Below are 12,891 nucleotides of genomic sequence, written 5' to 3'. Positions count from 1 at the left end.
GAGGCGCGATCATGAACAACAGGCAAGCCAGGATCTTTGCATGGGGCTCGACCATCGCCGCCGCGGTGCTGTTCCTCGGGCTGACACTCGACAGTCATCGCCAGTTTCCCGAACTCACCAATGCCGACACCATTACCCCGCAGGTGACCCACGGCAAGGATGTGTGGCACAAGTACAACTGCATCAACTGCCACACCCTGTTCGGTGAAGGTGCCTATTACGCACCGGATCTGACCAAGATCACCCAGCACCGCGGCGAGGCCTATCTGCAGGCCTACATGCGCGATCCCAGCGCGTTCTACGATGAACAGACCCACCGGCGGCTGATGCCGCAGCAGAACCTGAGCGAAGAAGAAATCACCGACCTGATCCAGTTCCTCGACTGGGTCGCCAACGTCGACAACCAGGACTGGCCGCCACGGCCGATTCTGGTCACCGGCGGCTTCACCGCGGTGGCGGGCTCCGGGGGCGCCGGGCAGGCGGCTGAGGTGCAGAGCGGCTCGACCTCGGTGGGAGTGCGTCCGGTGGATGCCGATGATGACATCCGCGCGCTGGGTGAGAACGTGTTCCGCACCGCCGTACCCGGCTGCGTGGCGTGCCACTCGCTGACGCCCGGTGCCGATGGTGCCGGCCCCAGCCTGGCGGGTGTGGCCACCCGCGCCGAGTTGCTGGTGGGCGAAGCCGACTACAGCGGCCAGGCCAGCGATATCGAGGGTTATCTGCGCGAATCCATCCTCGAGCCCAGCGCACATCTGAGCACCGGCGGCATGTACTCGGCCAACGGCGTGTCATTCATGCCCGATACCTATGGCAACAGCCTGAGCGAAGAACAGATAGAGCAGCTGGTTGCCTTCCTTGCCACGCTCAAATGACCCCTGCGGACGGAGAACAACAATGCGCTACAAGTCACAGTCAGTCGCCTACTGGTACTTCGCCGTCGCCATGGTGCTGTTCGGGCTGCAACTGGTGTTCGGTCTGCTGTCGGCCACCAAGTACCTGGGGCCCGATCCGCTGCTGTATATCCTGCCCTTTGATGTCACCAAGGTCATTCACACCAACCTGCTGATCGTCTGGGTACTGACCGGATTCATGGGGGCGACCTACTGGTTGATCCCCGATGAATCGCGCACCGAGTTGCACAGCGTCAAGCTGGCTTATATCCAATTGATCCTGTGGACGCTGATGGGCGTGACCGCGATCATCGGCTACCTGTTTCGCTACGGCACCGGCAACAAGCTGCTGGAACAGCCGCTGCCGCATAAGCTGGTCATCGTGGTGTGCATGCTGATCTTCATCTACAACATCGGCATGACGATCAGGAAATCCGGGCGCTTCACCACCACCGAGGGGGTGCTGCTGCTCGGCATCGTCAGCTCCGCCGTGCTGTTCGTTCCGGCGCTGCTGCACTACGAAAACTACACGGTGTCGATCTTCTATCGCTGGTGGACCATCCACCTGTGGGTAGAGGGTGTATGGATGATGATCATGGGCGCGTTCCTCGCCTACCTGCTGATCCGCCTGTCCGGTGCCGACCGCGAGGTCATGGAGAAGTGGTTGTATGTGATCGTCGGGCTGGTCTTCCTGGCCGGGATCCTGGGCACCGCGCACCACTATTACTGGGTGGGCGTGCCCTATTACTGGCTGCCGATCGGCGGTTTCTTCAGCGCACTGGAGCCGCTGGCGATCGTCGGCATGGCGATGTATGCCTATGGCGCCATGCGCCGTGCGGGGCTATCGCACCCCAACGTACTGGCGCTGCACTGGACCCTGGGCAGCACCATCTTCACCCTGTTCGGCGCGGGCCTGCTGGGGCTGGCCCATACCTGGCCCAGCATCAACAAGTGGACCCACGGCACCCTGATCACCGCCATGCATGGCCATGCCGCCTTCTACGGCGCCTACGCGATGATCACCCTGGCGATGATCAGTTATGCCCTGCCATCGCTGACCCACGGCCGCCCGGAAAAGGGCAGCAGCATCGGCTACTGGTCCTTCTGGCTGCAGCTGGGCGGCATGTTCGGCATGACCATCTCCTTCGCCACCGCCGGCATCGGCCAGGTGTACCTGGAGCGGATCATGGGCATGGGTTATCTGGATGCGCAGCTGAAGATCCAGATCCACTTCGTCATGCTGATCATCTGCGGCAGCATCTTCGCCACCGGGGTCGGGTTGTTCATCTTCGACTTCTTCCGCTACCGACCGCGCTTCGAGGTCAGCGAACCGGAGGTGAGGGATAACGAGGTTGCCGTTGGGCGCGTTGTCTGATGAACGCGGGAGTGGGCGATTCCATAGTGCCGTGCAATGTTAATGTGGGAGAGGATGTTTGATGGCAGTTGATGAAGCCGTACGCGGCCAGGTCAATGTCCGCGAGGCGCCCTGGTATCACCCCACCGGCAACGAAGTGGCGCTGTTCGAACAATGCCATGCCCGGGGCCTGGCGGTGATGCTCAAGGGCCCGACCGGTTGCGGCAAGACGCGTTTCGTCGAACACATGGCCTGGAAGCTGGGCCGGCCACTGATCACCATTCCCTGCCACGACGACCTGGCGGCCAGCGATCTGATCGGCCGCTTCCTGATCCAGCACAACGGTACTGTCTGGCAGGATGGACCGCTGACGCGGGCGGTGCGCGAAGGTGCCATCTGCTATCTGGATGAGGTCGTGGAAGCCCGGCAGGACACCGTGGTGGTGCTGCACGCCCTGACCGACCACCGGCGCATCCTGCCGATCGACAAGACCGGCGAAACCCTGCAGGCAGCGCCCGGCTTCCAGCTGGTGGTGTCCTATAACCCCGGCTACCAGCGCATGCTCAAGGATCTGAAACCCAGCACCCGCCAGCGTTTCGTCGCCATGGACCTGGATTTTCCGCCGCCCGAGCAGGAAGCGCGTATCGTCCAGCACGAAAGCGGCGTGAACGAAGCCACCGCCCGCGGCCTGGTGGCCCTGGCCGAGCGCATCCGCCAACTGCGTGATCGGGGCCTGGCCGAAGTACCCAGCACCCGATTGTTGATAGCCGCCGGGGCGCTGGCGGTCTCCGGCATCGACCTGCGCGAAGCCTGTCAGGCCGCCATCGTCTCGCCGCTGTCCGACGAGCCTTCGATGGTTGCAGCGCTGCGCGATCTGGTTGATGCCACCTTTGTCTAGGGTGGTTTTTAGTGGCTGAAGCAGAGGAGCTGGTCAGCGACGCGGCGCGCCACGCGACCATCTATGCACGCCGATTGTGGCTGCGTTATCGCCCGCCGCCCGATGCTCCGCCCACGGCACTGCTGGTGGACATCGCCCCGCGTCTCGACCTGCTGATTACCGCGTTGACCGGCCGTAGCCTGCCGATCCGCATTGCCCAGTTGCCGGCACGGCCAACGCTGTTATCGCGGCTGTACCGTCGCCACCAGGCTCCCTGGTTGCGGCAACCGATACCCGCCACTGACGGCCAACGGTTATGGCTGCCCGCCGATTCCGGTATTGAGAATATCGCCCAGGGCAACGAATGCTATCGGGCCATGGCGTTGCAACAGGCCATGCGCGCGCAACGCGGCAGTACCGCCTTGCTGGACCCAGCATGGCCGGCGTTGCTAGCCGATGCCTACCTGTTACTGGAAGCCTGGGCCGCCGACGCAGAGCTGATTGCGCACCTGCCCGGCATGACCGCCGCAGTTACCCGGTTGCGCCAGCACGCTCTGCAGGCGCGACCGCCGTTGACTACCTTCTCGCGGCCACGCCAGCCATTGGAAGCACTCCTGCGCCAGCTGTTGGAAACGCCCTGCGGCGTGCCCTGCCCAGCCATACCGCTCAGCCGGTCGCCAGCAGAGTCGGTCCGCCTGGCGCCTGAACTGCTGGCCAGTATCGGCCTGTCGCCGGAAGACCGCGCCGGCGGTAACGCGCCGCTGCTGAAGAACTGGTGGACCGGCGAGTTGCGCCAGCCCGCATCCAGCGAGCGTAACGAGCTGGCCCTTGGCGACACGCCCACCGAGCCTCAGCCCACCGCGGAGCCAACCCGCAGTTCACGCCTGCTGCGTCGTCCCGAGGTGCGCGAGGCCAGGGAAGACGAAGATGATGACAGCGATCCCGGCATCTTCATGGTGCAGGCCGACGAGCCGCATCAGCATGCCGAAGACCCGTTCGGGCTCAATCGACCGGTGGACAAGGATGAGGACATCAGCGCCGATGACTATGGCGACATGCTGTCCGAGCTGTCCGAAGCCCGGCTGGTGTCGACCCCGGGTCGGTCGAAGGAAGTGCTGATTTCCGATGACCCGCCGGATACCAATACCGCCATGCAACTGAAGACTGCCATCCGCGAGCAGCAGGGTCTGCGCTACCCGGAATGGGACTACCGCATCCAGGCCTACCGCCAGCCCGGCGCGACCCTGCATGTGCTACCCAACCTGCCCGGCTCCCAGCAATGGGTGGATGACACCCTGGATGCCCACCGCAGCCTGCTCCATCATATTCGCCGCCGTTTCGAAATGCTCAGCGCCCAGCGTGTCACCCGGCGCAAACAGCTGGATGGCGACGACATCGATCTGCAGGCCTATATCGACAGCTACGCCGACTTCCGCGCCGGCGGCAGCCTCTCCGATGCCCTGTACCAGACTCGCCGCACCGCCGAACGCAACCTGGCCATCACCTTGTTGATCGATATCAGCGGCTCGACCGACAGCTGGGTCTCGACCAATCGGCGCATTATCGACGTGGAGCGCGAAGCCCTGCTATTGGTCAGCATGGCGCTGGACGGCATGGGCGAGCCCTGGTCGATCCAGGCGTTTTCCGGGGAGGGGCCCGATGCGGTCATCATCCGGCGAATCAAAGGCTTTGATGAGAATTTCAGCAACGAGGTCGCACTGCGCATCAGCTCACTGGAGCCGGAACACTACACCCGCGCCGGCACCGCCATCCGTCACGCCAGCCGTGATCTGTTGCAGCAGCCGGCCAACCACCGGCTGCTGCTGGTGCTGTCCGACGGCAAGCCCAACGACAAGGATATCTATGAAGGCCAATATGGCGTGGAGGACATGCGCCAGGCCGTCACCGAAGCCACATTGCAGGGTATCTCGGCGTTCTGCCTGACCATCGACCGCCAGGCCCCGGCCTATCTGCCGCGCATTTTCGGCGCGCAGCATTATGCGCTGCTGCCACGCCCGGAGCTGTTGCCGACGGTATTGCTGGATTGGATGAAGCGGCTGGTGGTGCACTGAGCCGGGAGCGGGCTTTTGTGGGAGCTTTACTGCTTATCTCCCGCCAACCCCAGCCGCTCATGCCACTCCGCCAGTGACTCCTGTGGATAACCATCAAACTGCTGATCCGCGGGCGCCAGCTGCAGCTCGACCCAACCGGCCCTGGAGCCCAGCAAGATGTGCGTATGCTCCGGCGGCACCGGCAATTCGGTGTCGATAGCCGAGGCGAACGGGTGGATCAGCTCCGGCCACTGCGGGTCGTACAACCAGAGCCCGCTGCCGCATCCACGGCAGAAGTGCCGCTCGCCGCTGCTGGTCTGGATACTGCCGTCGGGCTGTTCGATCCGCGCGTGGTACACCGAAATCGATTCGCGCCCGCTGACCTGCAGGCTACGGGCGTCGCCGCCCAGATTGATGGCGTAGCCGCCACCGCCCTGGGTCTTGCGACAGATCGAGCAATAGCAGCGCTGATAAGGATAAGGCTGGGCGCTGTCCAGACTGAAGCGTACCGCGCCACAATGGCAGGAACCTTCAAGCTGCATGGCGATTTCTCCCCTCGTTCATACCCCTATCAGATCACCCCGCAGGCAGAGCGCGCTCCGCCGCCACCCAGCGGCTCGGGGGTATCGGCATGGTTGTCGCCACCTGCGTGGATCATCAGCGCGCGGCCCTCGATTTCCTCGAGCTTCTTGATGCGCGGCGCCAGCACCGGATAGTCCGCCGTACCGTCGCTGTTCACATAGAGCGCCGGCAGGTCGCCCAGATGACCGTCGGCATAGGGGCCAAGGTGTTTGCCGGTATCCTGCGGATCGTAATGACCGCCCGCCGCCTGCGCTGCGGTCGGCTGGCCGTCTTTCTCCGCCGCTTCGCAGCTGCCGTTCTCATGCACATGGAAACCGTGCACACCGGGTTCAAGGGATGTCAGTTTGGGAGTAAATAGCAGACCGTGATCCGTCTCGCTGATCTCGATGGTGCCGATGGATTCCTGCTTGCCGTCGGCGCTGACCTTGTTGATGGTCACTTCCTGCGACGCCGCGTGAGCGGTACCAATGGTCAATGCGGCGGCGATTATCAGCCATTTCTGCGATTTCATGCTCGTCTCCTTGGGATGATTCTAAGCATGGGACAAAGCCGCCGGGCGGTCGTTCAGGGTTTTGCGTCCTGAGAGATGGCATCGCCGCTCAGTGCGCCTCTCGCCGATCGAATAGCTTGCCGCCCAGCATGATCACACCAAAAATCACCGCCCCGGCCAGAATGCCTACCCCCGCCGACATCAGCGTCGGCAACACACCGCCGAGCACCGAGCCGATCCAGGGCAGATCCACCGTATGCTCGGCGGTATTTTCGATCCAGTGACCCAGGGCGTGAAAGCCGTGGGTGAGAATGCCGCCGCCGACCATGAACATCGCCGCGGTCCCCACAACCGACAGGGTTTTCATTAGCCAGGGCGCCAGCCACAACAGACCGTGGCCGACTTTCTGCAATGCCGTGCTACCGCGCTCGGTCAGCGCCAGCCCCACGTCATCCAGTTTGACGATGCCGGCCACCAGGCCGTAGACGCCCACGGTGACGGCCAGTGCAATGGTACTGAGTACCAGCACCTGGGTGAGGAACGTCGCTGTCGCGACCGTACCCAGGGTGATGGCGATGATCTCGGCGGAGAGGATGAAGTCGGTGCGCACGGCGCCCCTGATCCTGGTCTTTTCAAAGGCGACCATATCCCGGTTGGGGTCAGCCAATGCTTCGAGCTTCTGGGCGCGCCGTTCAGTGTCGTCATGGAAGAACCGGTGCGCCAGCTTTTCAAACCCCTCATAACAGAGGAAAGCACCGCCCAACATCAGCAAGGGCGTGATCAGCCAGGGAATGAAGGCGCTGATCAACAACGCACCCGGTACCAGGATGAATTTATTGCGAAAAGAGCCTCGCATCACCGCCCAGACCACCGGCAATTCCCGATCCGCCCTGACGCCGGTCACCTGCTGCGCATTGAGCGCCAGATCATCCCCCAGCACCCCTGCGGTTTTCCGTGCCGCCAGCTTGCTCATGACCGACACATCATCGAGCAGGGTGGCAATGTCATCAAACAATGCGAGCAGACTGGAAGCCAAGGGCAACATCCTCATCAGGATCGGCAGCGCCGCTGCCGGGGCGGGGTTTGGCTTGAGTATTGTTCCTAAATCGGCAATCAGCCACCCCCCAACGGTGACGGCCAGCCGGTCAATCCGCAGCAGCGCACAAGCCTGCCGCCCCGCAACATGCTACTCTCCCAGCGTTATCCCTATTGCCAGAATGTCCCATGAGCGTTAACCAAAGCCTGCTGTTACTCGCCCTGATCATCGTCGGCGGCGCCTTTCTCGCCATCGCCGAGATTTCTCTTGCCGCCGCGCGGCCACTCAAGCTGCGGCGAATGGCCGACAATGGCAATGCCGGGGCGCTGAAAGTCATCGCGGTACAGCAGAATCCGGGCAATTACCTGACGGTGGTCCAGATTTCCATCAATGCGCTGGCGATTCTCGGCGGTATCGTCGGTGAAGAGTTTCTGACGGCCGCCTTCACCCAGCTGTTGCTGCTGGTGCTGGAGCCACCGCTGGCAACGACGCTGGGGTTCGCTTTATCGTTCCTGGTACTGACCTCGCTGTTCATCGTCGTCACCGATCTGATCCCCAAACAAGTAGCCATGGCATTGCCGGAGCCCCTGGCCATATTTTCCATCGGTCCGATGCGCGCACTGAACACGCTATTGCGGCCCTTGGTATGGTTCTACTCGCGCCTGGTCAACGGCCTGATCAGACTGCTGCGCCTGCCTGCCCGCCGCGATGATGAGGTCACGCCCGAGGATATCCTCGCGCTGACCGAGGCCGGTGCGCGCTCGGGGTTACTGGCGCCCGGTGAACAACAGGCGATCGAGAACATCTTCGAGCTGGATACCCGCACCCTGCCCAGCGCCATGAGCAATCGTGACGAGATTGTCTACTTCCTGATCGATGATTCCGATGCCCTGATCCGCTCGCGGATCGCCGACACGCCCCATTCCTGCTATCCGGTCTGCGATGGCGATATCGATCACATCATCGGCTATGTGTCGATGAAGGATCTGTTCAAGCGCGTGCTGCACAACGAGCCTATCTCCCTCACCGATCCGGCGCTGTTGCACAAGCCGCTGGTGGTGCCGGACCGGTTGACTCTAGCCGAGCTGCTCAAGCAGTTTCGCCTGGTCGGCGAGGATTTTGCGCTGATCGTCAACGAGTACAGCCTGGTGGTCGGGCTGATCACGGTGAACGATGTGATGAGCATCGTGATGGGCGACCTGGTGCCGCCGTGGTATGAGGAACAGATCGTGCGCCGGGATGATAACTCCTGGCTGATCGATGGCGTGACGCCCATCCAGGACGTGCGCCGGGCGCTGGAAATCGAAGACATTCCCCAGGAAGAAGGCTACGAGACGCTGGCCGGCTTCATGATGACCATGCTACGTCGGGTGCCACGCCGCACCGACCGGGTAATCTGGGGCGACTATACGTTCGAGGTGGTGGATGTGGACAGTTATCGCATTGACCAGGTCCTGGCAACCCGCACCTCATCCAGTTCAAACGAAGCAGATAAAACCTCCGCAGGTCATCACTGAGAAGCTGCTTGGCGCCCGCTGAAGAGCGGACGCCAATAGCAGAGCGCTGGATCAGATCATACGCCGCAGCACGCCATCCTTCTTGACGAAGTGGTGCAGCAGGGCGATGCCGACGTGGCCGACGATCATGATCAGCAGCAACCAGGCGATGGGCGAGTGCAGGCTGCCGATACTGGCCATCCAGGGAATCTCGTCACCTCTGGCGATCAGTTGGATGCCGAAAGGAGCCCAGCCATAGCCGTTGCCGATCATGTAGAGCAGCCCGGTAATCGGCATCAGCAGCATGCCGGCGTACAGCAATCCATGACCGACCTTGACCAGCAGCGCGGTAGCCGGGTCTTGTACCGGGCGGTTGTTCTTCTGTTTGCCGGCCCAGATGAGGCGCAGCACCACCAGCACCAGCAACAAGGAGCCAATGGAGATATGCCATGGCACCAGGGTCTGGCCGACCCAGTGTTCACCCTCACTGATGCGGTCAAAGAACTTCAGTAGCTGCCAAATGATCAGCAAGCCCATCCCCCAGTGAAAGAACCGGGAAATGCTGCCATAGCGTTCTTGGGTATCACCTTTCATGTCCTGCTCCTATCTCACAATCCATCAGTTTTTCAATCACGGTTGTTGCCATTCGATTTGTGGCACCAATGCTTGCACAAGCAGATCATCAAGCGCTCCGGCTTTTGTGTCTGAATGTGTGCAGTCGATAGCATCGCTAAGGCTCTACGGTACCGCTTTCCACCCGCAATGCCGAATCGGTTCAAGCGCGAACTATCAACCGAAGCGGAATGCTGAAATGGTGGTCTGCATGACCCGCTCGGAATATATTTTTTGCCCCGGGCCTTCACCACCAGCGCCAGCTGCGACCATCAAGGGAATCAGATGTTCCTCGGCGCCTTGGGGATGACACAGATAGGCATGGGGAGCCTTGGCCCAATTTTCCAACAGTTGCTCACGCTCTGCCGCCGGACCTTCCACCGCCTGGGTCAGCCAAATGTCAAATTCGTCGGAAACCGCGGAAAAGCGGCTGTCACCATAGGCGCGCATGTTATGGAAACTCATGCCGCTGCCGACGATCAGGATATTGTCATCCCGCAGTGCGGCCAGCGACCGGCCCGCCTGCAGGTGTGCCTGTGGGTCCAGGTCACTGCGCAGGGACAATTGGATCACCGGAATATCCGCCCCCGGAAACATGAGCTTCAGCGGAATGAACATGCCATGGTCAAACCCGCGCTCGGCATCCACCTGCGCCGGTATCCCCTTCGCATTGAGCAACTGGGCTACCTGCTCGGCCAACTGCGGCTGGCCTGGCGCCGGGTAGCTCAACTCGTAGGTGTGCGCCGGAAAACCGTAGTAATCGTAGATCAGCTCCGGGCGGGCGTGGCCGGTAACGCTGAACTGCGGTTCGCGCCAGTGGGCAGACACCATGACGATCGCCGAGGGCCGCTGCGGCAAGGATCTGGCAACCTGTTTGAGGAAATTGCCCATGCCCACCCAGGTGTCGGCTGGGTCCCATTCCATGAAGAAACAGGGGCCACCACCGTGGGGGATGAACAACACCGGCTGACGAGCATGCTTGGCGCTCATGAAAATACCCTCCAATTTCGTATGGCTATAGTTTCGCTGATGCGTTTAGGTAAGAGAACCGCCTAATATTCATTAACACTTGATACTGACAGTAGGAAATGAAAGATGGATCGTATTACCAGCATGCGCGTTTTCGTCCGTGCCGCCAGTGCCGGTAGCCTGTCCGCCGCTGCCCGGCATCTCGGCATGTCACCGGCCATGGCCAGCAAGCACGTCAATGCGCTGGAAGCACGGCTGGGAGTGAAGCTGTTCCATCGCACGACAAGGCGCCTGAGCTTGACCGAGGCCGGCAGCAATTATCTGGAAGCCTGCCAGCGCATCCTGCCGGAGATCGATGAAGCCGAGGCGGCTGCCGCCTCGCAGCGGATCAAGGCCACCGGCCTGTTGCGCATGAACGTGCCCCTGTCATTTGGCAGTCGCTTTGTGGCGCCGCTGATTCCGGAGTTCAGCCGTCGGCACCCCGAGGTCAGGGTCGAGTTGGGATTGAGTGATGCCCAGCTGGATCTGATCGCCGGTAACTGGGACCTGGCGATCCGTATCGGGCGGTTGGCCGACAGTCCGCTGCAAAGCCGCCAACTGGGCGATAGCCGCATGCAGGTCTGCGCCGCCCCGGAATACCTGGATCGCCGCGGCGTGCCCCGCACCGTCGGCGAGCTGGCTCAGCATAATTGCCTGAGCTACACCCTGTCAGCCATGCAGGACAGCAAGCAATGGTCATTCGGCGCCCATGGCGAACTGCGGGTGCCGATCAGCGGTAATCTTCTGGCCAACAACGGTGATGCACTACTGGCCGCCGCCGTAGCCGGCCAGGGGATTATCTATCAGCCGCATTTCATCGTTGGCGAAGCGCTGGCCCGGTGTGAGCTGGTGGTGCTGGAACTGGACAAGCCGGTGATGGAGCTCGGTGGGATCCACGTACTCTACCCACCGGATCGCCGACCACCCGCCAAGGTGCGGGTGATGATCGATTATCTGGCCGAGGCGTTTGCCAGCATGCCTCCCTGATGGGCATGCCCCGCTCTTCCTTGAGCATGGTTCTCCAGCAGCCACCGGTTGGGGCGCCCCGCTGGATTCAAGCCGGAAAGAACGGGAAGAACAGCAGCAACAGCGGAATGGCAATGGCGCCGGCGACAAAAATCAACGGCAAACCACACTTCATATAATCAGCGAATTTGTAGCCGCCAGCCGACAACACCATGAGATTCGCCGGCATGCCGATCGGCGTGGCATAGGCGCAGGAACCACCGATCACAATCGCCATCAGTACGGCCCGGGGGTCGGCACCCAGATTGGCGGCAATGGACATGCCGATGGGGACCAGCAGCGCGGTAGTCGCCGTGTTGGACATGAAATTGGTGAGTGTGCAGGAAATGAAGAAAATCACTATCAGCAGTATGGCCGGTGAAGGCTCGGTGCCGAGCATATCCATGATGAAGGTCGCCACCGCCGCACCGGCTCCCGTCTGATCAAGAGCGCTGGCCAGCGCCAGCGTGCCGCCGAAGATGAAAATGGTCTGGGTATCGATGGAGTGATACGCCTGCTTTTCGGTCAACACCCCTACCAGCACCAGAAATGCCGCGCCGATACAGGCGGTAATGTGCAGGGGAATGCCTATCGCCTTCTCGAAGACCATGCCAAGGATAGTGGCAACCATGACCACCAGCGACATGATCTGCTTCCACTTCGGCACAGCACTGAAATCATGCTCCTGATCGAACCCGCTGATCGCAGATGAATTACCTGCGGGCAGCAACCGATAGCCGAAGAAAGCGAAATAGATAATCCCGCCAACCAGCAATGGAAGTCCCACCTTGGCGTATTCGAAAAAGCTGAACTCAAGACCGGCATTCTGTAATGCGCTTTGGGCAATCAGGTTGCCTGGCGCACCGATCAGCGACAGATTGCCGCCCATTGCTGCGGCCAGTACCAGCGGCATCAACAACCGTGAGCGAGAGAAACCGGATTTAGCTGCGATGCCGATTACCACCGGAATCAGTATCGCAGCGGTGCCGGTATTGGACAGCAAACCGGACAGCACCCCGACGATTACCATGATCGCCACGATCAGTTGCCGCTCGGTCTTGGCGAAGCGCGTCACCAGCCCACCGATACGGTTTGCCATCCCCGTTTCGAACAAGGCAGCCCCCACGACGAACATCCCTACGAACAGGATGACGTTGGTATTGATGAACCCGTTGAATGCGGTTTTAGGGTCGAGGATACCGGTCACTACCAACGCCAGGCAGACAATGATGGCGGTCAACGCGAGAGGAATTCGCTCCCAGATGAACATGACGGTTGCGAACAGCAGGAGCAGCAGGGTTATCTCGATGTGAGTCATTCATTTCCCTCCTCAATCGAGAGGAGGCTCCATGTATTTTTGTTATGGGCAAGGCCGCAATCAGGCTACGACCGGCCGAGTATATACAGTGAAATGAACCAGATTGATCGCCTTAAAATCACATCTTTAGTGAAATGAAGTTAATAACAGGGGCGCGAAAAAATGATGCCAA

At 61.3% G+C, this 12,891-nt stretch carries 12 protein-coding genes; 6 read left to right on the top strand and 6 right to left on the bottom strand.

The genetic code is table 11. The features are described from left to right. Window positions 1-11 precede the first annotated feature (11 nt). The 4 genes from DHB74_RS11700 (at window position 12) to DHB74_RS11685 (ending at window position 5,193) form a co-directional block, all read left to right on the top strand. Window positions 12-872, top strand: a complete 861-nt coding sequence (locus DHB74_RS11700; protein ID WP_036991693.1) for a c-type cytochrome — start codon at window positions 12-14, stop codon at window positions 870-872. Between the two features lie 22 nt (window positions 873-894). Further along, the gene (locus DHB74_RS11695; RefSeq protein ID WP_499161535.1) at window positions 895-2,265 is read left to right on the top strand and encodes a cbb3-type cytochrome c oxidase subunit I; all 1,371 of its coding nucleotides are present in this window, start codon (window positions 895-897) and stop codon (window positions 2,263-2,265) included. Window positions 2,266-2,326: 61 nt separating this feature from the next. Then, window positions 2,327-3,142, top strand: a complete 816-nt coding sequence (locus DHB74_RS11690; RefSeq protein ID WP_499161533.1) for a CbbQ/NirQ/NorQ/GpvN family protein — start codon at window positions 2,327-2,329, stop codon at window positions 3,140-3,142. Window positions 3,143-3,153: 11 nt separating this feature from the next. Then, on the top strand, window positions 3,154-5,193 hold the full coding sequence (locus DHB74_RS11685; RefSeq protein ID WP_499161532.1) for a nitric oxide reductase activation protein NorD: 2,040 nt from the start codon (window positions 3,154-3,156) through the stop codon (window positions 5,191-5,193). Between the two features lie 26 nt (window positions 5,194-5,219). On the opposite strand, the gene DHB74_RS11680 is transcribed toward DHB74_RS11685, so the two are convergent. From DHB74_RS11680 to DHB74_RS11670, 3 genes are all read right to left on the bottom strand, one after another. Then, entirely contained in the window at window positions 5,220-5,714 is a 495-nt protein-coding gene (locus tag DHB74_RS11680) for a GFA family protein (protein WP_499161530.1), read from the bottom strand. Window positions 5,715-5,743: 29 nt separating this feature from the next. Continuing rightward, entirely contained in the window at window positions 5,744-6,265 is a 522-nt protein-coding gene (gene sodC / locus DHB74_RS11675) for a superoxide dismutase family protein (RefSeq protein ID WP_074778968.1), read from the bottom strand. Window positions 6,266-6,353: 88 nt separating this feature from the next. Further along, entirely contained in the window at window positions 6,354-7,280 is a 927-nt protein-coding gene (locus tag DHB74_RS11670) for a DUF808 domain-containing protein (protein WP_499161528.1), read from the bottom strand. A 188-nt stretch (window positions 7,281-7,468) separates the two neighbouring features. Here DHB74_RS11670 and paeA point away from each other — a divergent pair, with 188 nt between their 5' ends. After that, on the top strand, window positions 7,469-8,797 hold the full coding sequence (gene paeA / locus DHB74_RS11665; RefSeq protein ID WP_499161526.1) for a polyamine export protein PaeA: 1,329 nt from the start codon (window positions 7,469-7,471) through the stop codon (window positions 8,795-8,797). Between the two features lie 51 nt (window positions 8,798-8,848). Here the strand turns inward: paeA and DHB74_RS11660 are convergent, their stop codons facing one another. Beyond that, window positions 8,849-9,370 carry a cytochrome b gene (locus DHB74_RS11660; RefSeq protein WP_499161524.1) on the bottom strand — a complete coding sequence of 174 codons (522 nt, stop codon included), beginning with the start codon at window positions 9,368-9,370 and terminating at the stop codon, window positions 8,849-8,851. 195 nt (window positions 9,371-9,565) lie between these two features. Beyond that, window positions 9,566-10,378 carry a DODA-type extradiol aromatic ring-opening family dioxygenase gene (locus DHB74_RS11655; RefSeq protein WP_499161522.1) on the bottom strand — a complete coding sequence of 271 codons (813 nt, stop codon included), beginning with the start codon at window positions 10,376-10,378 and terminating at the stop codon, window positions 9,566-9,568. Between the two features lie 105 nt (window positions 10,379-10,483). Here DHB74_RS11655 and DHB74_RS11650 point away from each other — a divergent pair, with 105 nt between their 5' ends. Continuing rightward, window positions 10,484-11,383 (top strand): LysR family transcriptional regulator, encoded by a 900-nt coding sequence (locus DHB74_RS11650; protein WP_499161520.1) that lies wholly within the window; start codon window positions 10,484-10,486, stop codon window positions 11,381-11,383. A 67-nt stretch (window positions 11,384-11,450) separates the two neighbouring features. On the opposite strand, the gene DHB74_RS11645 is transcribed toward DHB74_RS11650, so the two are convergent. Further along, window positions 11,451-12,719 carry an SLC13 family permease gene (locus DHB74_RS11645; RefSeq protein ID WP_136868590.1) on the bottom strand — a complete coding sequence of 423 codons (1,269 nt, stop codon included), beginning with the start codon at window positions 12,717-12,719 and terminating at the stop codon, window positions 11,451-11,453. Between the last annotated feature and the right edge of the window lie 172 nt (window positions 12,720-12,891).

It is taken from the genome of Pseudomonas sp. G11-1 (genome assembly GCF_024031555.1).
Lineage (GTDB): Bacteria > Pseudomonadota > Gammaproteobacteria > Pseudomonadales > Pseudomonadaceae > Halopseudomonas > Halopseudomonas bauzanensis.
This window is presented reverse-complemented; position numbering and strand designations above follow the sequence as displayed.